The organism is Bacillus sp. FSL H8-0534, from assembly GCF_038005885.1.
In the GTDB taxonomy this organism is placed as follows: domain Bacteria; phylum Bacillota; class Bacilli; order Bacillales; family Bacillaceae_G; genus Bacillus_A; species Bacillus_A pseudomycoides.
The window spans coordinates 1,530,812-1,551,312 of sequence record NZ_JBBOUC010000001.1 but is presented as its reverse complement, the minus strand read 5'-3'; the positions used below and the strand labels follow the sequence as shown (position 1 = coordinate 1,551,312).

Below are 20,501 nucleotides of genomic sequence, written 5' to 3'. Positions count from 1 at the left end.
TATCACTTTTCTGTATGAATGACTAGGGAATTACGCAGGAAAAAGTCAGATTGTAAAAAATATGGATTGTGTTGTCAAATAATTCGATAGCTTTTTTATTGAGTATTAATAAGACAAATCTTATATAGAACGATGCTTACTATTCGTAAGTTATAAACATTTTTATTCACAACTGTATGATGTTGTTGTATAATGGTGAAGAAAATAGAATATCGGTCTATCTTCGGGGCAGGGTGAAAATCCCGACCGGCGGTGATGAACAGTTGCTTTTCGTTCTAAGCCCGCGAGCCGTTAAGGCAGGATTTGGTGAGATTCCAAAGCCGACAGTACAGTCTGGATGGGAGAAGATGGAGGTTCAAGCGTTCAAAAAAGATAGCTCTTTGAACGTCTGTTTGATGTGCCTAAAAATTCTCCCTTTGTGTAAACCACAAAGGGTTTTTTCGTATCATGAAAAAATAGGCATAGCAGAACCTTTCCACTTTCCATGAGATGATCGATGGAAAAGGAGAGAGAATGATGAAACAAAAAAACAGTGTAGTACAAATGGTGAGTGTAGCGATGCTTAGTAGTATTGCGTATTTGCTTATGATGTTGGATTTTCCATTTCCAGGACTTCCGCCATTTTTAAAAATTGACTTTAGTGATGTGCCAGCTTTAATTGCAGCGATTATTTTTAGTCCGATTGCAGGTGTAGTTGTAGAAGGGATAAAAAATATCCTTCACTATGGGATTCAAGGAAGTTTAACCGGAGTTCCGGTTGGAGAGGTAGCTAATTTCATTGCGGGATGTCTATTTATTGGTCCAGCGGCATTCTTATTTCGTAAGCATCGCACAGTAAAAAGTTTAACAACAGGGTTAATGTTAGGAACGGTTGCTATGTCTATCATTATGAGTGTGTTAAATTATTTCATTATTTTACCAGCGTACACTTGGTTTTTAAATCAGCCTGCTATGTCTAGCAGTGGTATGCGACAAATGATTGTAGCGGCAATTCTACCATTTAATTTAATTAAAGGAATTGTTGTAACAGTTGTGTTTGTAGCGCTGTTTTCACGTTTAAAAGTATGGGTATTTGCAAAAATGAAAAATGCATAGAAATTTTGGCCATCAGAGGAGAGAATATCGCTGATGGCTTTTTAAATTGTAAGTTAGATGAATAACAAAAAATCCCCCTCATAAAATGAGGGGGATTTTTTGAAGTTAATAAAAAGACTATTCGAATTTTAAAGCGTCGCCATCGAATGATTCGTCAGCAACTTTAATTGAGTCAGTTGGACAACCTTCAAATGCGTCCATCATGTCGTCAATTAATACATCTGGAATTTCAACGATACCTTGGTTATCATCTAATGTTACAAATGCAATACCTTCATCATCGTAATCATAAATGTCTGGTGCAGCAGCTCCGCAAGCTCCGCATGCGATGCAAGTGTCTTTATCAACAATTGTATATTTTGCCATATTCTTTTCCCTCCTGATAATATGTATGTGAAAATATTCGCTATAAAAATTATAACCTTATTGTAAAACGGTTTTTCAAACTTTTCAACATAAAATTATAATGATAATGCTTATCAATTAGAGTGTCAACTTATTTTTGATTTATTTCACAAGATTTTCAAAATGCCTAAATGCTGTACAGTTTGATACAATAGAAAATATAAAGTGAAACTTCTATCAGTGGGGTTCTCTTCATCGCTATCGATAGAAAGCTTTCACCAATCGGGCTTTTACTGTCAGCAAATAGCGGGATAAATGTAATTGAAAGGTGGAAGCGGTGATGCAGTTACAATATACTTTACTATATTGCATAAAACAATTAAATGGTGAACGAACTGTTTCTTCCATTTATCACCTTTTAAAAGGAAAACGTTCTTCACAAACACTACAAGACGGAAATATATTTCACATTTCTTTTCTGTTTGGAATATACAAATCATTACAACGTTCTGATTATGATCAGGAAATTGAACATGTATTGCATAAAGAATGGATTCAGAATGTACATGAAAATACGTACATTTTAACTGATGCTGGAAAGGAACAACTGGAAACTTGGAAAAAAACACTTTCTTTTCCACAGTATTTACATGGTTTACACTATGGTGATCTTGGCGAGCTTTTTTGGAAACGACTTTCATTAATTATTCAAACTGTGTCAAATTTACAACAGCAAAATGCGAAATTTATTCCTATTCAACAAGATACAGAGATCATGATGTGGGTCAAGCAGTTCCTCATCGGGATACCGTATACAAGAAGTGAACTTGCGGCAGGTTTGTGGAAAGAGATACATATGCTGTTGAAAGATACTTTGCCAATAGAAGCAACGATTTTTACATATCGACTAACTGGGTATGAACGGATTGGATATACATTAAAACAACTTGCAGAAATTACAAACCAAGATGTATTTCGCATCTATCTCTTATTTTGGGGTACCATTCATTTCTTTATTCAATCTGTTCGAGAGAATGAAAAAGAGTTTCCGTTATTAACAAAAATTATTTCTTATCCGAATGAAAGGGCAGATTTGTTTAGTTTATCCACGCAGAAAACATATCAGCTTTGGAGACAAGGGCTCTCTTTAGATGAAATTGCAACGATTAGAAATTTAAAGGTTGCAACAATAGAGGATCATTTTGTTGAAATTGCATTACGCGAACGAGATTTTTCTATTGAAATGTTCATGGGGAAAAATAAAATTAAGCATGTGCAGCGCATTATTGAAACATTACAAACACGTAAGTTGCGTGTATTAAAGCAAGCGGTAGGAGAAACAGTTTCTTATTTTGAAATTCGTCTTGTGTTAGCACAGATGGAGGGTGTAAATGAGACTTGAGGATTATCTGTATAAGTGGTTTGGTTATAACGAATTTCGTCAAGGACAGAAAGATGTTATTGTGGATTTGTTGCAAGGAAAAGATGTTGTGGCGATGCTTCCAACTGGAAGAGGAAAATCAATGTGCTATCAACTTCCAGGTCTTATGAGAGATGGAACAGTACTGATTGTTTCTCCATTACTATCCTTAATGGAAGATCAGGTAGCGCAGCTTAAATATATAGTAAAGGATCGTGTGATTGCGTTTAATAGTTTCCGTACATTAACTGAGAAAAAAGAAGCGATAAAAAGATTATCTTCTTATAAATTTGTCTTTGTCTCGCCTGAAATGCTGCAAACTGAAGCAATAATAAGAGAACTAAAAAAGATTCATATTTCGCTATTTGTCGTTGATGAAGCACATTGTATTTCGCAATGGGGTTACGATTTTCGAACAGACTATAAAAAATTAGATCAAGTTATAGCGGCTATTGGACATCCTCCGGTATTAGCATTAACAGCTACTGCAACAAAAGAAGTATTACAAGATATTATAAAAAGTTTAAAACTTACGAATGTAGCAGAGCATGTGTATTCGATTGATCGTCCAAATATTGCAATGGAAGTACAATTTGTACAAACAATAGAAGAAAAAAAGGAAGCGCTTCTCACGCAAGTTACTTATTTACAAGGACCAGGAATTATTTATTGTTCTAGCAGGGCTTGGACGGAGCGCCTGACAGAATATTTAAGGAGTAAAGGTATAGCAGATGTTGCATTTTATCATGGTGGAATGGAACATGAAGAGCGGATGTTAATTCAGCAACAATTTATGAATGATCAACTGCAGCTTGTTATATGTACAAGTGCATTTGGTATGGGGGTAAACAAGCCGAATACAAGATATATTATTCATTTTCATTATCCAGCAAATATTGCTTCTTATTTACAAGAAATCGGTAGAGCGGGAAGAGATGGAGAGATGAGTATTGCGATTCTACTTTGTAGTCCATTGGATCATGATCTACCAGTTTCTATCATTGAGGATGAATTACCAAATAAACAGCAAATTCAATTTTTATTTTCCTTACTACAAGAGAAGATGTTCCAAACGAAAGTATTGCCAATGGAAGATGTGGAAGAAATTTGTTATAATGCCGCAAGGTTTAGTGAGCAGCATTGGCGTTTTGTACGTTATCATTTAGAAAAGATGAAAATCATACAACAGAAGAAGCTCATTATGGAATCCTTGTCAGATGAGAAAATGAAAAAATTGATGTTAGAAGTGGACGAGCGTCTTCGGAATAAATATAGGCAATTAGAAAATATGAAATCGTGGCTCCAGTTTAAAGGCTGTAGACGGGAACAAATGCTACATCAATTTGGATATAAGAAGGAAGCTGAGGTAAAAAACTGCTGTGACTACTGCGGTATTTCCAAAGAAGATTATAAAAAAAGACGAGCAAGACAATCAATTTTCGACTATAATTGGGAAGCGGAGTTACAATTGCTCTTTGGTATGAGAGAACGGAGGAATGATGGACATTCAAAGGCGTAGTATTGAAGACATAGGTCCGAAAGAAATACGGCTTAACCTCTATATAACACAATTAATAATTATAGGTGTTGGCTGCGCATTAGCCTATATATTATTTCCAAATAGGAATGAATTTTATGATTTGTGGAAATGGGAACCTGTTTCCATCCTTATAATAGGTAGTGGAGTTGCGGGTGGTGTCATCTTATTTGATTATATTGCAATGCAAGTGTTCCCAGAATCGTGGTTTGATGATGGTGGAATTAATGAGCGGATGTTCCAAGGGATTTCTGTTATACAATTATTAGTTATTACGTTTGTTATTGGATTTGCTGAAGAATTTTTATTTCGGGGTGTGTTACAGACGCATTTCGGACTTGTAATTGCTAGCCTTATTTTTGCTGTTTTACATATTCGATATGTGATGAAGCCATTCTTATTTTGCTTTGTATGTATGATTAGTTTTGTATTTGGATATGTGTTTCAATGGACAGGAAATTTGTTTATAACAATTTTTGCACACTTTCTTGTTGATTTTATAATGGGACTTCAATTAAGAAAATAAATGAAAGGTGGTGGTGAACAGCATGAGGAAACAAATTCCCGATTTTGAAGAAGAATTGGAAGAAGAGCAAACAGAAGAAGGTTTACCGCCGCGAAGTGAGGTTCATAGAAATAAAGAAAAGAAAAAATCTAAATTTAAGATTAACCACTTTTTTGTTCGAGTTTTAACATTTTTATTTATTTTGTTACCACTTAGTATTTTATGGTATACGGATAAGTATATCGAAGTAAAAAGTGCAAAAGAGAATGATGTCCCTGGAACAAATGCGTTTGAAGTGATTTTTTTCGATTCAAATAAACATGGTGAAGGAAAAAAGAAGCAGCCAGAAAAATTTGAAACGCATATTGTAAAAGCAGGTGAGACATTTGAAAGTATTGGGAAACAGTATTTTCCCAATGAAGATGGGGCTACAATCATTAAACGCTATAACAATTTACAAGACAATCAGTTAGAAGTGGGAAAAGAATTGAAAATTCCTGTCAAAAAGAAAACGGAGAAGGAATAGTAGCTGTAAAATAATGGTTATATGAGTGATTGAAAAGGTGAATGAAGTCTTTTGTATCGGATGAGATTTTATTCATCTTTATTGCAATATAGCTTGATAAAATTACATTTTGTTGAGAGGGAAGTTGAGAAAAATATATGTTGTGGATTTTAGGTGGCACGTTCATATGTATTGGCTTTATTTGTCTTTTTATGATGTATAGAGAAGCATTGCGTAATACATTGTTAGAACACACTTTATCATTTGTAAATTTCCCGGAAAGCTTTGGAAAGGTCAGGATATTTTTCATTTCAGATATTCATAGGAGAATTGTTTCGCCTTCTTTAATTGAAAATGTAAAAGGAAAAGCTGATTTTGTTATTATTGGCGGTGATTTAGCTGAGAAAGGTGTATCGTTATCACAAATTGCTGCTAATGTTCAAACATTAAGTAAAATTGGTCCTATATATTTTGTATGGGGAAATAATGATTATGAAATTGACTATCATGAACTAGATGCGTTATTACTAGAACATGGTGTGAAAATTTTAGATAATACAAGAGTGCTGTTTGAATCAGATTCTGGCGACAAGCTTTGCTTATTAGGGGTGGATGATGTTGGATTAGAACGGGATCGTTTAGACTTGGCACTAGCAGATTGTCAAGAAAATGGCTTTCGTATTCTTATTAGTCACAATCCTGTTATTGTAAACAAAATGTCTGGACAAGAACAAATTTCCCTCGTATTAAGTGGTCATACCCATGGGGGACAAATTCGTCTATTTCATTTTAAACGATATCTAAAAGGCGGCGTATATAAGTATCCGAATACAACTTTATTTGTGAGTAATGGGTATGGAACGACATTGATACCACTACGTTTTCGAGCTCCAGCCCAAACGCACTTAATTACGTTGCAAGGAAAAAAATAAGAGATGTTCGGTTTAAAGGTGGGAAAAACATGCCAACTTTAAAAGGGAAATATAATATAAAAGCTGTTTCGAATATGCTTGGAATTCAGCCGAGTACGCTGCGGGCTTGGGAGAGACGATATCATATTATTGCTCCAAAGCGCAATGATGCTGGGCATCGCCTATATACAGAAGAGCATGTGAGAATTTTAAAATGGTTAATGTATAAAGTGAATGAAGGATTTACGATTGGTCAAGCAGTCCAGTTATTAGAGAGCAATCGATTGCAAAATCACAATTTAGTTGAAGTAGCATACAGTACAGAAGTGTTTTTAGTAGACGATATCCTTCATTATTTGTTAAAATTTGATGAAAAGCATGCCCGTGAATTATTAAACGAGGCATTTGTTATTTATACAACAGAAAAAGTAATCACTCATATATTTGTTAAGATTATTGATAAATTGGAGACTATGCGGAGAAATGATGAGATAACAGCTGTACAAGAGCGGTATATAGATTCATTTTTATGTTCACGCATTGGAATGATTTATCATAATACGCATACTAATTTTATTTTGCCAAAAGCTTTGGCTATATGCGCACCAGGAGAATTGAATACATTAAACCTTTTTGTTTTCACAATATATTTACGTTTGAAAGGCTATCAAGCAACATATTTTGGGACAGGCTTAGAGGAAGATGAGATTCATACAGTTATTAAGCAATTTGCACCCAAATATGTGTTTATATCATGTTCAAAAGAGCGATATTTGAAAGGCGCACTAAATTTGATTAAGAAGTTGCAAAGTCAGAATTCAAAGATCTGCATAGGGCTTGTTGGATTTGCAAGTCAGTTTGTTTCAGATGAAGACAAGATTGGACTTCAAAATGTGTTCATTGGTGATACAAAAAAAGAATGGGATAAATGGTTAAATACGTCGGAATAGTTGTTCGAAAAGAACCATCTATTTTCTATTTCATATAATAAAAATTAGATACAGCGGTTACGTAGGGAGGTTACAAGATGAGGCTGGAACGTTTAAATTATAATAAAATCAAAATTTTCCTAACATTTGATGATTTATCTGAGCGAGGATTGACGAAGGAGGATTTATGGAAAAATGCTCCGAAAGTGCAACAGTTATTTCGCGATATGATGCAAGAAGCAAATAAAGAACTTGGATTTGAAGCGGATGGTCCAATTGCGGTTGAAGTTTTTTCTTTACAAGCACAAGGAATGGTTGTAATTGTCACAAAAGAAAATCACGAAACCGATACAGAAGATGAGTTTCGTGATGAGTTTATCGAGATGCAAGTAACTCTAGATGAGAGTGAACATATATTGTATGAATTTGCAACGTTTGAAGATGTGATTACGTTGGCAAATCGTTTGTATAATCTCGGTGTAACCGGAGGGAAACTCTACACATGGGATGGGCGTTTTTATCTTTGGATGGAAGAAGAAACACCATTATTAAAGGCAGATATTATTGCGATTTTAGCAGAATACGGTAATTCTTCTACAGCAACAATTTATCGTATTATGGAATATGGAAAAGAATTAATGGATTCTCAAGCAATTCAGCAAATATACAAGTATTTTGTCTTAAAACAAAACCTCAGCTAGTAGAAATAGCTTGAGGTTTTGTTAGTATTTTGCGATATTAGATAGACTAAAATACATTGTGATATAAAAAACATTTAAATATTTAAGTATTTTACTTTTCTAAAAGCGATAAAAGGACTATAATAATAGTGAAAACGCTTGCAATAAAGAATAGTTTGTATACATTTGTTAGCGTTTTCTATTGCATTCCAAATTTAACGGTGTATACTAGGCAATGAAGGTTTACTAAACAAGTGAAATTACAGGGGGTTTACTTACTATGGTAGCCGAAAAGGGAGCTCAAACACAAACACAACAAAGGGAGCAACATTTTGAATTGTTGAATTCAACACAAATTGTTATTAACGAAGCCCTAGAAAAGTTGGGTTATCCAAACGAGGTATATGAATTACTGAAAGAACCAATTCGTATGATGACAGTGAAAATTCCAGTTCGTATGGATGACGGGACTGTTAAAATATTTACAGGATATCGCGCACAGCACAATGATGCTGTTGGTCCAACGAAAGGTGGAATTCGCTTCCATCCAAACGTAACAGAAAACGAAGTGAAAGCACTTTCTATTTGGATGAGTTTAAAATGTGGTATTGTTGATTTACCATATGGTGGAGGTAAAGGTGGTATCATTTGTGATCCACGTGAAATGTCTTTCCGTGAATTAGAAAGATTAAGCCGTGGATATGTACGAGCAATTAGCCAAATTGTTGGTCCAACAAAAGATATTCCTGCTCCAGATGTATTTACAAACTCACAAATTATGGCATGGATGATGGATGAATATAGCCGCATTGATGAATTTAATTCGCCTGGATTTATTACAGGGAAACCGCTTGTATTAGGTGGATCTCATGGACGTGAAACAGCAACTGCAAAAGGTGTAACAATCTGTATTCGCGAAGCTGCGAAAAAACGCGGTATTGATATTAAAGGCGCTCGCGTTGTTGTCCAAGGGTTTGGGAACGCTGGTAGCTTCTTAGCTAAATTTATGCATGATGCTGGTGCAAAAGTAATTGCGATTTCTGATGCTTACGGTGCACTACATGATCCAAATGGATTGGATATCGACTACTTACTAGATCGTCGTGACAGCTTCGGAACAGTAACGAAATTGTTCAACAATACAATTTCAAACAAAGAGCTATTAGAACTTGATTGTGATATTTTAGTTCCAGCTGCAATCGAGAACCAAATTACAGAAGAGAATGCTGCGGATATTAAAGCGAAAATTGTTGTAGAAGCAGCAAATGGTCCAACTACATTAGAAGCAACTAAAATTTTAACAGAACGCGGTATTTTACTTGTTCCTGATGTATTAGCAAGTGCTGGTGGTGTTACTGTATCTTACTTCGAATGGGTGCAAAATAACCAAGGTTACTACTGGTCAGAAGAAGAAGTAGAACAACGTTTAGAAAAAGTAATGGTAAGATCATTCGATTCTATTTACGAAACATCACAAGTTCGTAAAGTGAACATGCGTTTAGCAGCCTATATGGTTGGTGTACGTAAAATGGCAGAAGCTAGCCGTTTTAGAGGCTGGGTATAATAGAATAAAGAGTTTAGAGAGAACGTGGTTTCCTTCAAGGAAACCACGTTTTTTTATTGAAGTACATAATAAGGATCATAGAAAAGGTGGAGATAAAATTGCAAACGAAGATTGATGTGAGTGAGCGAGTGGATGAATTGGAAAAGAGAATCGTATATTTAGAAGAAAGGTTAAAGAAAAGGAATTCTAGTGAAAGGGCGAGTGTACTGCAAATATTTGGAGAAGGAATTATGTCTTTGTTGTTTGGAGTATGTATTGTTGGGCCAGTGATAGCTATCGTCTGGGGAATTATAATATTACTTTTAAAGTGGTTCGGTTAAATAATTACTGTTAATAGGTGTAATATTGTTAAAAGTGGATGATCGATTACAAAAAATAAAAAAAGAACACTTGTTCCAACAGAACGTTTGTGCTATACTCTCTTTAGATAAACAAAACGGAAACAAGATAAGGAGAGATTAATAATGAAAATGACAGCAGACCAAAGATTTATGATGCCAACAGATGTTATGGAACGGGTAGAGGTTTTACGAAAAAAACATGTAAAACGTTCCTCTTTGTTACAATCCGTAAATAAATTTTTCGGTTTAGATACAAAAGAAGACTGTGTTTGGTTTTATGGGTTTTATGGAACGGCTGTAAGTATTTTATTATTTATGGTATTTACTTCGAATATTTTTGATTTTCTCTTTGTGTAAGAAATGTGCTATATAGATATCGAGGTTGAATACATATATAAAGAAGAAAGGTAATTTTCTAGAGCGGAGTTGATAGACATGGTGATGTTCCCTATAGAGCGAAATTATATTGGGTACGGAAGCTCCCGACCAGGAATCCGCCTTTCGAAGGTGAGGTTCATTGTAAGCCATGATACGGGGAATCCTGGCAGCAATGCGATAGGAAATCGAGATTACTTTAACGAAATACAACCGAAAGCATCGGCGCATACCTTTGTAGATGATACAACCATTTTAGAAATTATCCCAATTGATGAGGTAGCGTATCATGTAAGATATAATGTACCAACAGACAATGATTTGTTTGGTTATGATGCGAACAAAGCAGCAATTGGTGTTGAAATGTGTTATGGAGGTAATGTTAACTTTTGGGATTCTTACACGCGGTTTACATGGTACCATGCTTATTTATGTCATACATTCAATTTAAATCCTAAAAAGGATATTGTATCTCATAAAACACTTGATCCTACGAGGAAGATTGATCCAGAAAATGTATTGGGACAACAAGGAATACGATTTAGGCAATTTTTAGCGGACGTCTATCGAATGTACGTATCGTTTAGATGACAAATATATGAAAAATGAATACAATAAAGATAGGTGCCTACTGCTGAAAGTAGGTTTTTTCTTGTTTTGTAATAAATAGAGATTGAGGCAGAAGACTAGGAGTGAACCGAGTATGCAAAAAGAAACAGCTATTATAATCGGGGGCGGACCGTGTGGATTAGCAGCAGCGATTTCACTGCAGCAACAGGGAATCAATCCACTAGTAATTGAAAAAGGAAATATTGTGAATGCGATTTATCATTATCCGACTCATCAAACGTTTTTTTCCTCTAGTGAAAAGTTAGAGATTGGTGATGTTGCTTTTATTACAGAAAGCCGCAAACCAGTTCGTAATCAAGCGCTTGCGTACTATCGTGAAGTGGTAAAGCGTAAAGGTGTGCGAGTAAATGCATTTGAACGCGTAGAACAAGTGCAAAAGGATGGGAACTTCTTTAGAGTAAGTACGACGAAGCGTGATGGAAATACGGAAACATACGCTGCGAAATATATCGTAGTGGCAACGGGATATTATGATAATCCAAACTATATGAACGTTCCTGGAGAAAAATTGGAGAAAGTATCTCATTATTTTAAAGAGGGACATCCTTATTTTGACAGAGATGTAGTTGTAATAGGAGGGAAAAATTCAAGTGTAGATGCTGCGCTAGAACTTGTAAAAGCTGGAGCACGTGTAACGGTGTTATATCGCGGGGGAGAATATTCGCAGAGTATTAAGCCGTGGATTTTACCTGAATTTGAAGCGTTAGTACGTAATGGTACGATTCAAATGCAGTTTCATGCTCACGTAAAAGAAATTACCGAACATACGCTTACGTATACAAGCAACGGAGAGTTATTTACAATTCAAAATGACTTTGTATTTGCGATGACGGGATACCACCCGGATCATAGTTTCCTAACAAAAATGGGAGTAGAAATTGATAAAGAAACAGGGCGTCCGATATTTACAGAAGAAACAATGGAAACGAATGTGGAGAATATCTTTATTGCGGGTGTTATTGCAGCTGGAAATAATGCGAATGAAATTTTTATTGAGAATGGAAGATTTCATGGTGGAGCAATTACACAAACAGTTGTATCAAGAGAACAAAAATAAGCTGTCGAATTTTTCGACAGCTTATTTTTTAATCGTGCATAAACATTTGTTGGATTTTATCTTGAGAATGAGTACATTCTAAAGCAACAAGTAGTTTAATACGAGCTTTTTGGGCATTTAAACCGTATGTGAAAACAATTCCCATATCTTTTAATTGTTTTCCTCCACCCTCATAGGAATATACGTCTTGGACAATTCCATTAAAGCAGCGAGAAACGAGAACAATTGGAATCCCTTTAATTATTAAGCGTTGTAAACTAGAAAGCGTTCGTGGTGGTAAATTACCTTGACCGAGTGCTTCGATTACAATCCCATCGACCGGTAGGTTTTCAATTGCTGCTAATAATGTATCATCCATACCAGCGTATGCCTTTAACACAACAACATTTTTAGAAATTTGCCCAATCATGTATGTTTCATGATTTACGAGAGCGTGATGGAAGACAACGCCGCGTTTTGTCACCATACCGATTGGTCCGTATTGAGGGCTTTGGAATGTTGCAACATTACTTGTATGTGTTTTTGTTACATTTGTTGCACAGTGAATTTCGTCGTTTAACACGACAAGAACACCTTTTCCAAGCGCTTCGCTGCTACTTGCAACCTTTACAGCTGATAAAAAGTTATATAAACCGTCAGCACCCAATTCATTGCTAGAGCGCATTGCACCTGTTACAACGATTGGAATGTTCGCTTGTACAGTTAAATCTAAAAAGTATGCAGTTTCCTCTAATGTATCTGTACCATGTGTAATGACAACGCCATGGATATCTTCATGTTTTACTCTTTCGTCAATGATGATTTGTAATTGTAACATCTCGCTAGGAGTCATATGAGGAGATGGAAGATGAAAGACATCTTCAACGATTAAATCAATATCATCCGCTAAATTTGGAATGAATTTTAAAAGAGGATTTTGTTCCCCTGGTTGTACAACCCCAGTTTCTTTATCTTCTTCCATTGCGATTGTTCCACCTGTGTGTAAAACTAGGATTTTTTTCAATGCTTATACCCCTTTCTAGTCAAAAAATACATTTAGAACATACCATGTTTTTACTAGATTCGACAATGGAAATGTATAAAAGTTTGTATTAGAAATGAAAATAAAGTTGACTACTTTATTTTGGAAATAATTGAAGGGAATGGATTCTTAATTTTTTTATCGTGAGTTGTTAGAATGAGTGAGAAAAATGAAAAGAGGATATTTCTTTGAAAAAAATTGAGGGAGCTTTAATTCGTATATTATTGATTCAATTTATTTGTCTCTGCATTATTCAATTGCTTTTCATGCAAGAATCCACAGTGAAATATTTATCAAAAATCGTTTATTATGAAGGAGTTACAAGTGAAAATATAACTGATATTTTACAAGTCAATAAGTAGTTTTCATTTTCTTCTAGTAAGGATTGTGCTACAATAATTGAGGGTTTAATCGGTATGAAACAAGCGTAGAGAAGCAGGGGATTTGTACCTGCTTTTCATTTTGTTTTATAAGTGAAAAAAATGAGGTGTTACAGTGGATAAACGAATTTCAATTGCGATAGATGGTCCAGCAGCTGCTGGAAAAAGCACAGTTGCAAAGGTTGTTGCGAAAGAACTTTCTTATGTCTATATTGACACAGGTGCAATGTATCGTACGCTTACATACGCTGCTCTGGAACAAAATGTAGATATTGAAAATGAAGAAAGTTTAATGGAAGTTTTAAAAAATGTGAATATTGATTTTCAGCAAGGTGAAAATACACAACTAGTTTTCTTAAACGGCAAGGATGTATCTGAAGCGATTCGTACACCGAATGTAACAAATCGCGTATCAATTGTTGCCAAGCATCGTCTTGTTCGCGAAGAGATGGTGCGCCGCCAACAAGCTCTAGCAGAAAAGGGCGGGGTGGTAATGGATGGTCGTGATATTGGTACGCATGTGCTACCTAATGCGGAAGTGAAGATTTTTATGCTTGCTTCTGTTCAAGAGAGAGCGGAGCGTAGACACCTTGAAAATGCGAAGAAAGGCTTCGCTTCTAGTTTGGAGCAATTGAAAAAAGAAATTGCCAAGCGTGATAAATTAGATTCAGAGCGCGAAGTTTCTCCGTTAAAAAAAGCGGATGATGCATTGGAGTTAGACACAACTTCTTTATCAATTGAAGAAGTTGTCCAAAAAATCATGGATATTGTTTCTGGAGCGTTTGCAAAATAAAGAAAGAGGGAATCCTCTTTCTTTTTTTTATTTTAAAAATATTAATATAACAGAGAATAGTGAAACACTTCCCTTGACAAATAAGTCAATTTGTAAGAAGTTAGTAAAAGAAGAGAAACTGTCAGAATATATTCGCTATTATATTTTAAAACATACTTTATTCAAGGAGATTTTGCTGTATACTATTTATATAGGCTTCTATATCTTCTATGAAGTGTATAGCAAAAAATAGGTTGTTGTATGTATTGGAAGCGAGTATATGCTAAAAATTTCTTATAACATGCAAATGAAAACATTTGTTTTCATTTCGTATATACATAAAAAAGCTTTGTCAATTCTGTAGGGAGGTATTTCCATGGTAGAAAAAATGAATGAAGAAGTTGTGGATTCAAAAGCATTACAAGTGGGTGACGTTGTTACAGGTTCTGTAACAAAGGTTGAAGAAAAACAAGTTCTTGTAAATGTTGGATACAAAACAGATGGCGTTATTCCGATTAGTGAATTAGCTAACGTTCATATTGAAAAAGCGAGCGATGTTGTAAAATTAGATCAAAATCTTGAATTAAAAGTTATTAAATTAGAAGATGATGATCTTGTATTATCGAAACGTGCTGTTGATGCAGAAAAAGCATGGGTAGAGTTGCAAGAAAAATTCACTTCAGGTGAAGTTTTTGATGTTACTGTAAAAGATATTGTGAATGGTGGTTTAGTTGTGGATCTTGGTGTCCGTGGATTTATTCCAGCTTCACTTGTAGAAATGCACTATGTAGAAGATTTTACTGATTATAAAGGAAAAACATTAGCGGTGAAAATTGTTGAATTAGATCGTGAAAAAAATCGTGTTATTCTTTCACATAAAGCAGTTGTAGAACAGGAATTAGAATCAAAGAAAAAAGAAGCGATTTCTTCTTTAAAAGAAGGAGACGTTGTGGAAGGTACAGTTCAACGATTAACTGACTTTGGTGCTTTTGTGAATGTTGGTAATGTAGATGGTTTAGTACACATTTCACAAATTTCTCATGACCGCGTTGAACAGCCTTCTGATGTGTTAACACAAGGACAAAGTGTAAAAGTCAAAGTATTATCGGTTGATGCAGATACGCAGCGTATTTCTTTATCGATTAAAGCGGCTCAGCCAGGACCTTGGGAAAACGTTTCTGCTGAAGTTAAAGCGGGTGATATTCGAGAAGGTATAGTGAAACGAATTGTTACATTTGGTGCTTTCGTTGAAATTTTACCAGGTGTAGAAGGACTTGTGCATGTATCGCAAATTGCAAATCGTCACGTGAAAAATCCAAATGAAGTATTAGAAATGGGACAAGAAGTGAAAGTGAAAGTACTTGAAGTACATGCAGCAGAAAAACGTATTTCTTTAAGTATAAAAGAAGCTGTTGAAGAAAATAATGAAACAGAAGATTATAGCCAATATGAGCCGACTTCTGAGTCTGCAACTTTCCAATTTAGTGATATTATTGGTGAACAACTGAAAAAATTAAAGAAATAAAGAGGGGTACAAGTGGTAAGGGCAAAACGAAAATTAGAACATATTGAATACGCTCTTTCCACCGGACAGTCTCGTATACATGGCTTTCATGACATTGCTTTTGTCCATCAAAGCTTGCCAAATTCAAGTTATGAAAGCATTACATTTGAAACGGAAATCGGCGAACTTTCATTAAGTTCGCCGATTTTTATCAATGCGATGACTGGTGGTGGTGGAGATCACACATTACATATTAATGAACAGTTAGCACACGTGGCTAAGCAGCATAACCTTGCGATGGCTGTCGGTTCTCAAATGGCTGCGTTAAAAGATGAAAAAGAAGCATCTTCTTATCGAATTGTTCGAAAGGTAAATCCAAATGGAATCGTTTTTGCAAATTTGGGTAGTGAAGCGAGCGTTGAACAGGCAAAACGAGCGGTTGATATGATTGAAGCGAATGCTTTGCAAATTCATTTGAATGTCATTCAAGAACTAACGATGCCAGAAGGTGATCGGGATTTTACAGGCGTATTAGAGCGGATTGAACAAATTGTTACAAGTTCTCCGGTTCCAGTTATAGTAAAAGAAGTAGGTTTTGGTATGAGTAAAGAAACGGTACAGCAGCTAACTAATGTTGGTGTTACGGCTGTAGATGTTGGTGGTTATGGTGGCACAAATTTTGCTGCAGTTGAAAATGAGCGAAGGAAGCGAATGCTTTCTTATTTTAATGATTGGGGCATTCAGACGGTAGCTTCGATCATAGAAGCATCCTCTACAAATAAAAACCTCTCTCTTATTGCATCTGGCGGTATACAAACTGCGCTTGATGTAGCAAAAGCAATTGCATTAGGGGCACGGGCGACTGCTTTTGCTGGGTATTTTTTACGTATATTGATGAATGATGGTACCCAGAAATTAATGGATGAAATAGAACTTTTACATACGGATTTACAATTTATAATGACGGCTCTTGGAGCGAGAACACTCTCTGAGCTTCAGCGAGTGCCGCTTATTGTGAAGGGTGACACGTATCATTGGTTATCGCAACGTGGGATTGATACGACGTGCTATAGCAATAGGTAATGTTTTTTAAGTTTTTTTGCAGGTTATTTATAAATCAGAATAAGATAAGAATAAAAAATCAACCGAAAGAATCAACCGTTCGGTTGATTTTTTTTATGTACCCGCCTCGTACAATGAAGAGGAAAGGGGAAGATGAAATGAATAAGATTATTGAAGTGGATAAAGTAACGAAGTGCTATGAAACTTTTAAAGCACTATCTTTAAAAGTGAAAAAGTAACAAATACAGTGCTAAGTCAGAGAGAATTAGAGGTGTTAATTGTTCTAGCTACTGGAGCGATAAATAAAGAGATTGGTGAGAAACTCTTTATTTCAATTTCAACGGTTAAAACACACATTATTAATATATATACTAAGCTCCAAGTTTCTAATCGTGTAGAAGCAATAAAGAAAGCGTTGGAGCATGGATTAATAACATAATGAATTGTGGGAAAATGAAAAAACAGCCGATGTCGGCTGTTTTTTCATTTTGTTTAATGCTGATTTTGCTTGCGAGCTTGCTCTGGTGTATCAAGCCCAGTTGCTCCAGGATATTGCAGCGATTGGTCGCGGTCAGACTCGACACGGCGCGATTGTTTTAGTTTCTTTTCTTGGCGGTCTTTTCCCATCGTTATCTACACCTCCTTAATAGAAAGTGTTGCTGTTATAAGAAAAAATATGCAAAAAGAAGAAAAGGATTAGTTTTCATAAAAAGTTCCCATAATGGAAATGATAGGAGGAGAAAATATGGATGGAAGTTATTTTTATTTTTTAGCGTGGGTGGGCTGGGTTGTTACAACGTTTTTTTTGAAAAAAGATGAAATTCGTTGGAAAGTTAGTGCTGCTATATTAATATTTATTATTTGTTCACAGATAACGGTATCTATTGCTTCTTTCACTGTATCATTAAACGCTCTTATACTCGGTATTATTTCCTTTTTGGGGATTGCTCTATATTCTGTGTGGAAAAAAATGTATGCCTTATTGTCGGCACTTATCATTGCTATGCTATATACAAGCTTTCATTTATTAGAGGTGTATGATCCGATTTGGATTGTTATTGATCGGATTTTTATGTTAAGCGGTGCTCTTGTATATGCATCAATTTTATTACATCGAGATCGTTTATTGCGTCTATGTTCTTTATATGCCGGAGCACTACAAGGAGAAATATTGGTAACATTTATTTTTCGCAGGCTTCATTTTCCATACGAATTTGGTGGTTTGACATTCTTTGATATCATTGCTGTTTCTACACTACTGGTTATGATGATGTCTTATATCGCAAAATTATCGGCGTATAGAGGACAATTTAGAAAAAAACATGTAAAAGAAAGGCAAGGGTAATACATGACTGAATATACACCAGCCATTTTATGTGGCGTCATTGCTGGAACAGTAACGCGAATTTTGATGCTTCGTACAGATACGAGGCAGTATCCGACACGTTTACATGGAAAAATCATTCACATTGCTATGGGATTAATTGCAGCAGCTTTAGGAGCAATTGCTATTCCATCCATTTTGAAGAAGGATTTTTCAGCGATTACTTTCTTAACATTAGCTGCGTCTCAATTTCGAGATGTTCGAAATATGGAAAGGAATACACTGCAGCAATTAGATGGGTATGAGCTTGTACCGCGTGGAAACACATATATTGAGGGAATAGCTCTTGTATTTGAAAGTCGCAACTATTTAGCGATGTTAACAGCATTTGTGACAACATTTACATATATAGGGTTTCATTCGTGGATAGCTGGTGTAGTTGCTGGCACAGCGGGATTCTTTATTGCCAAAATATTGATGTCTGGTAAAAGGTTATGTGATCTTGTAGACATTGAGCATGTCCCTCTCCGCTTTGAGGGAGCAGGACTATATATTGATAATATTTATATTATGAATATTGGATTGCCCGCAAGGCAAGAAGAAATTATGAAGTATGGAATGGGTTTTATTCTAAAGCCTAAGTCTATTGACGCAAGAATAACAATTTCCAATCTTGGACAACGACAAGCAATCTTACATGATGTATCGGTTGCATTAGGCATATTTAGAGATTCTGGAACCCCGGCGTTAGTCCCCTTAGCTAAGCGCGATTTAGAAGATGGAAGAGTAGGGGTATTTGTACTCCCGCAAGATCAAGATGTAAAAAAAGCGATTGCAGTAATAGGGAATGTACCAACATTAGAAAGTGCGGTTCATATGTCATCAGAGGCCCCAAAAGGAAGGGGAGATATACGATGATGTTAGAAAGCTATATTCTTGCTGTAATTACAACGACGCCAGAAAAGTTTGCTGGGGGGGCACCTTTATTTACTTGTGACTCAAAAGAAGAAATGGAATTTGTAGCAAATAATTTAGAAGCGATTTTAGACGGTATCGCACACCGCTTACAAGAGAATGTATATATTATTGTGAAACATTAGTAACGTGTGCTATAATATGAGATGTTTTGATACGATGAGAAATATTCTGGAATGCAAATCCCTTCTTGCACAAAGAAGGGTTTTTTACATAATAAACAGAAGCAAGTTGAAAGGATGAAATTATATGCCGAAACCAGTAGTGGCAATAGTAGGACGCCCGAACGTAGGGAAATCTACTATTTTCAATAGAATTGTTGGAGAGAGAGTTTCAATTGTAGAAGATATCCCAGGCGTAACGCGAGATCGTATTTATAGTGCGGGAGAATGGTTAAATCATGAATTTAACATTATTGATACAGGTGGAATTGATATTGGAGACGAGCCGTTTTTGACACAAATTCGTCAACAAGCAGAAGTTGCGATTGATGAAGCGGATGTTATCATTTTTATGACAAATGGCCGTGATGGTGTAACAGCTGCAGATGAAGAAGTAGCAAAGATTTTATATCGTTCTAAAAAGCCGGTTGTACTAGCGGTGAATAAGGTTGATAATCCAGAGATGCGTAATGATATTTATGATTTCTATGCATTAGGATTTGGTGAGCCATTCCCAATTTCAGGTACACACGGATTAGGTTTAGGTGATTTATTAGACGAAGCAGCAAAGCATTTCCCTAAGATTGAAGAAGAGGCATATGATGACGAAACAATTCGTTTCTCATTAATTGGGCGTCCAAATGTAGGGAAATCATCACTTGTAAATGCATTGCTTGGTCAAGAGCGTGTAATTGTAAGTAACGTAGCAGGAACGACCCGTGATGCTGTTGATACACCATATAGTAAAGATGGTCAAGATTACGTTATTATTGATACAGCGGGGATGCGTAAAAAAGGGAAAGTATACGAGAGTACTGAAAAGTATAGTGTACTTCGTGCATTGAGAGCGATTGAACGATCTGACGTTGTTTTAGTCGTTTTAGATGGTGAAGAAGGAATTATTGAACAAGATAAAAAAATTGCTGGTTATGCACATGACTCAGGAAGAGCAGTAATTATTGTTGTGAATAAATGGGATGCAGTTAAAAAAGATGAAAAGACAATGAAAGCATTTGAAGAAAATATTCGTGCGCATTTCCAATTCTTGGATTATGCACCGATTGTATTCTTATCTGCGAAAACGAAAAAACGTACACAGACATTATTACCAGTTATTAATGAAGTTAATGAAAGTCATAGTATTCGTGTACAAACAAACGTATTAAACGACGTGATTATGGATGCTGTTGCAATGAATCCAACACCAACGCATAATGGACAACGTTTGAAAATCTTCTACGCAACGCAAGTCGCGGTGAAACCACCAACATTTGTTGTATTTGTAAATGATCCAGAATTAATGCACTTTTCATATGAGCGCTTCTTAAAGAATCGTTTGCGTGAGTCGTTTGGCTTCGTAGGAACGCCAATTCGAATTATTTCTAGAGCAAGAGACTAATGGAGAGGA

Annotated in this window: 24 protein-coding genes, 1 pseudogene and 1 riboswitch; of the genes and pseudogenes, 22 read left to right on the top strand and 3 right to left on the bottom strand. The window is 35.6% G+C overall.

Translation table 11 applies throughout. The annotated features are described in order from the left end of the window. Positions 1 to 215: 215 nt before the first annotated feature. Positions 216 to 353, top strand: a riboswitch (FMN riboswitch). 163 nt (positions 354 to 516) lie between these two features. Beyond that, positions 517 to 1,095, top strand: a complete 579-nt coding sequence (locus MHH71_RS08160) for an ECF transporter S component (RefSeq protein WP_033796014.1) — start codon at positions 517 to 519, stop codon at positions 1,093 to 1,095. 117 nt (positions 1,096 to 1,212) lie between these two features. Here MHH71_RS08160 and MHH71_RS08155 read toward each other — a convergent pair whose 3' ends face one another. Further along, complete coding sequence (locus tag MHH71_RS08155) at positions 1,213 to 1,461, bottom strand: ferredoxin (RefSeq protein WP_003206564.1); 249 nt, start codon at positions 1,459 to 1,461, stop codon at positions 1,213 to 1,215. A gap of 319 nt (positions 1,462 to 1,780) precedes the next feature. On the opposite strand from MHH71_RS08155, the gene MHH71_RS08150 reads away from it, so the two are divergent. The 12 genes from MHH71_RS08150 (at position 1,781) to MHH71_RS08095 (ending at position 11,894) form a co-directional block, all read left to right on the top strand. Continuing rightward, on the top strand, positions 1,781 to 2,842 hold the full coding sequence (locus tag MHH71_RS08150) for a helix-turn-helix domain-containing protein (protein WP_018764260.1): 1,062 nt from the start codon (positions 1,781 to 1,783) through the stop codon (positions 2,840 to 2,842). Further along, entirely contained in the window at positions 2,832 to 4,379 is a 1,548-nt protein-coding gene (locus MHH71_RS08145) for a RecQ family ATP-dependent DNA helicase (protein WP_078211421.1), read from the top strand. Before MHH71_RS08150 ends, MHH71_RS08145 begins: the two co-directional genes overlap by 11 nt. Continuing rightward, a complete protein-coding gene (locus tag MHH71_RS08140) occupies positions 4,360 to 4,923 on the top strand; it encodes a CPBP family intramembrane glutamic endopeptidase (protein WP_018780991.1) in 564 nt (187 codons plus the stop codon). Before MHH71_RS08145 ends, MHH71_RS08140 begins: the two co-directional genes overlap by 20 nt. Before the next feature lie 22 nt (positions 4,924 to 4,945). Then, positions 4,946 to 5,428: a LysM peptidoglycan-binding domain-containing protein gene (locus MHH71_RS08135; protein ID WP_006094243.1), complete on the top strand. Its 483-nt coding sequence runs from the start codon at positions 4,946 to 4,948 to the stop codon at positions 5,426 to 5,428. A 137-nt stretch (positions 5,429 to 5,565) separates the two neighbouring features. Further along, a complete protein-coding gene (locus tag MHH71_RS08130; protein ID WP_006094245.1) occupies positions 5,566 to 6,339 on the top strand; it encodes a metallophosphoesterase in 774 nt (257 codons plus the stop codon). A 29-nt stretch (positions 6,340 to 6,368) separates the two neighbouring features. Continuing rightward, a complete protein-coding gene (locus MHH71_RS08125; RefSeq protein WP_003206552.1) occupies positions 6,369 to 7,268 on the top strand; it encodes a MerR family transcriptional regulator in 900 nt (299 codons plus the stop codon). Positions 7,269 to 7,345: 77 nt separating this feature from the next. Then, entirely contained in the window at positions 7,346 to 7,948 is a 603-nt protein-coding gene (locus MHH71_RS08120) for a genetic competence negative regulator (protein ID WP_006094247.1), read from the top strand. A 259-nt stretch (positions 7,949 to 8,207) separates the two neighbouring features. Further along, positions 8,208 to 9,491, top strand: a complete 1,284-nt coding sequence (gudB, locus tag MHH71_RS08115) for an NAD-specific glutamate dehydrogenase (protein WP_003196304.1) — start codon at positions 8,208 to 8,210, stop codon at positions 9,489 to 9,491. 98 nt (positions 9,492 to 9,589) lie between these two features. After that, positions 9,590 to 9,811, top strand: a complete 222-nt coding sequence (locus tag MHH71_RS08110) for a hypothetical protein (protein WP_033798763.1) — start codon at positions 9,590 to 9,592, stop codon at positions 9,809 to 9,811. 141 nt (positions 9,812 to 9,952) lie between these two features. Beyond that, entirely contained in the window at positions 9,953 to 10,189 is a 237-nt protein-coding gene (locus MHH71_RS08105; protein ID WP_026008432.1) for a DUF3961 domain-containing protein, read from the top strand. 78 nt (positions 10,190 to 10,267) lie between these two features. Further along, a complete protein-coding gene (locus MHH71_RS08100) occupies positions 10,268 to 10,798 on the top strand; it encodes a peptidoglycan recognition protein family protein (RefSeq protein WP_003206547.1) in 531 nt (176 codons plus the stop codon). A gap of 112 nt (positions 10,799 to 10,910) precedes the next feature. Beyond that, positions 10,911 to 11,894, top strand: a complete 984-nt coding sequence (locus MHH71_RS08095) for a YpdA family putative bacillithiol disulfide reductase (RefSeq protein WP_006094250.1) — start codon at positions 10,911 to 10,913, stop codon at positions 11,892 to 11,894. Positions 11,895 to 11,922: 28 nt separating this feature from the next. Here the strand turns inward: MHH71_RS08095 and MHH71_RS08090 are convergent, their stop codons facing one another. Continuing rightward, positions 11,923 to 12,897, bottom strand: a complete 975-nt coding sequence (locus tag MHH71_RS08090) for an asparaginase (RefSeq protein WP_003196313.1) — start codon at positions 12,895 to 12,897, stop codon at positions 11,923 to 11,925. A gap of 206 nt (positions 12,898 to 13,103) precedes the next feature. Here MHH71_RS08090 and MHH71_RS08085 point away from each other — a divergent pair, with 206 nt between their 5' ends. The 5 genes from MHH71_RS08085 to MHH71_RS08065 all read left to right on the top strand — a co-directional run bounded on the left by MHH71_RS08085 (position 13,104) and on the right by MHH71_RS08065 (position 17,072). Beyond that, positions 13,104 to 13,277, top strand: coding sequence for a DUF5359 family protein (locus tag MHH71_RS08085; RefSeq protein WP_003196311.1), 174 nt, complete (start codon positions 13,104 to 13,106; stop codon positions 13,275 to 13,277). Between the two features lie 133 nt (positions 13,278 to 13,410). Further along, a complete protein-coding gene (gene cmk / locus MHH71_RS08080) occupies positions 13,411 to 14,088 on the top strand; it encodes a (d)CMP kinase (protein WP_006094252.1) in 678 nt (225 codons plus the stop codon). 355 nt (positions 14,089 to 14,443) lie between these two features. Beyond that, entirely contained in the window at positions 14,444 to 15,592 is a 1,149-nt protein-coding gene (rpsA, locus tag MHH71_RS08075) for a 30S ribosomal protein S1 (protein WP_006094253.1), read from the top strand. A 12-nt stretch (positions 15,593 to 15,604) separates the two neighbouring features. Further along, positions 15,605 to 16,654: a type 2 isopentenyl-diphosphate Delta-isomerase gene (gene fni / locus MHH71_RS08070; RefSeq protein ID WP_006094255.1), complete on the top strand. Its 1,050-nt coding sequence runs from the start codon at positions 15,605 to 15,607 to the stop codon at positions 16,652 to 16,654. A 250-nt stretch (positions 16,655 to 16,904) separates the two neighbouring features. Further along, positions 16,905 to 17,072, top strand: coding sequence for a helix-turn-helix transcriptional regulator (locus tag MHH71_RS08065; protein ID WP_006094258.1), 168 nt, complete (start codon positions 16,905 to 16,907; stop codon positions 17,070 to 17,072). A gap of 53 nt (positions 17,073 to 17,125) precedes the next feature. Here MHH71_RS08065 and MHH71_RS08060 read toward each other — a convergent pair whose 3' ends face one another. Continuing rightward, positions 17,126 to 17,260 (bottom strand): YpzI family protein, encoded by a 135-nt coding sequence (locus MHH71_RS08060; RefSeq protein WP_003206535.1) that lies wholly within the window; start codon positions 17,258 to 17,260, stop codon positions 17,126 to 17,128. A gap of 118 nt (positions 17,261 to 17,378) precedes the next feature. Here MHH71_RS08060 and MHH71_RS08055 point away from each other — a divergent pair. From MHH71_RS08055 to der, 4 genes and pseudogenes are all read left to right on the top strand, one after another. Further along, a pseudogene (locus MHH71_RS08055) lies at positions 17,379 to 17,989 on the top strand (YphA family membrane protein). After that, a complete protein-coding gene (locus MHH71_RS08050) occupies positions 17,982 to 18,875 on the top strand; it encodes a YIEGIA family protein (RefSeq protein WP_006094265.1) in 894 nt (297 codons plus the stop codon). The pseudogene MHH71_RS08055 and the gene MHH71_RS08050 overlap by 8 nt, the downstream one beginning before the upstream one ends. Next, on the top strand, positions 18,872 to 19,057 hold the full coding sequence (locus MHH71_RS08045) for a capping complex subunit for YIEGIA (protein ID WP_016114087.1): 186 nt from the start codon (positions 18,872 to 18,874) through the stop codon (positions 19,055 to 19,057). The genes MHH71_RS08050 and MHH71_RS08045 overlap by 4 nt, the downstream gene beginning before the upstream one ends. A 124-nt stretch (positions 19,058 to 19,181) precedes the next feature. Then, positions 19,182 to 20,492, top strand: a complete 1,311-nt coding sequence (der, locus tag MHH71_RS08040; protein ID WP_003206531.1) for a ribosome biogenesis GTPase Der — start codon at positions 19,182 to 19,184, stop codon at positions 20,490 to 20,492. The last annotated feature ends 9 nt before the right edge of the window (positions 20,493 to 20,501 follow it).